Annotated in this window: 1 protein-coding gene; it reads left to right on the plus strand. The window is 62.8% G+C overall.

Annotated elements, in window-relative coordinates; all coding sequences use genetic code 11:
- Window positions 1-108 precede the first annotated feature (108 nt).
- Window positions 109-474 carry an NAD(P)H-dependent oxidoreductase gene (locus PG883_RS23735; protein ID WP_270808515.1) on the plus strand — a complete coding sequence of 122 codons (366 nt, stop codon included), beginning with the start codon at window positions 109-111 and terminating at the stop codon, window positions 472-474.
- Window positions 475-613: the final 139 nt, after the last annotated feature.

Raw genomic sequence — 613 nt, forward strand, 5'->3', positions numbered from 1 at the left:
GGGTAAGGTGTTCAATCAACGTCATAGCGCGTGCCTCCTGCATGGAGACGCGATTAGATCACAGACGATCTGCCTGTTCAAATTTCATTAACAAAGTGCGATCCCGCCCTGCCCGTCTGGTGGGGCCACCTGCCAGCCCGGCTCAAGGGGCTGCTGGATCGCACCCTGCTGCCGGGTTTCGCCTTTCGCTACCAGCCGGGGAAGGCGTACCCGGAGCAGTTGCTCGCCGGCAAGACGGCGCGCCTGCTGCTCACCATGGACAGCCCCCCCTGGTATTACCGCTGGTGGCAGGGAGCCCCCCTGGATCGCACCCTGGACAAGCCGGTGCTGGGGCTGTGCGGCATCCGGCTGACCCACCGTCAGCATCTGGGGCCCGTCCACACCTCGGATGAGGGGGCCCGCCAGCGCTGGCTCAGCCAGGCCGGAGCCGCCGCCCGCCAGGATGTGCGGCGGCTGGGCAGGCGCCCCGCCTAATCCCTGCCATGGGCATGTTTTACCCATTAAAAAGCCCCGCAGTTGCGGCAATGCTGATCAGTTAAGGATCCATTGACCGATCCTTCTGCTGTAGGACAATCCGGAACCAATCACTGGTTCCGGATTTTTTATGTCTATT

It is taken from the genome of Aeromonas sp. QDB25, from assembly GCF_027707725.1.
Lineage (GTDB): Bacteria > Pseudomonadota > Gammaproteobacteria > Enterobacterales > Aeromonadaceae > Aeromonas > Aeromonas caviae.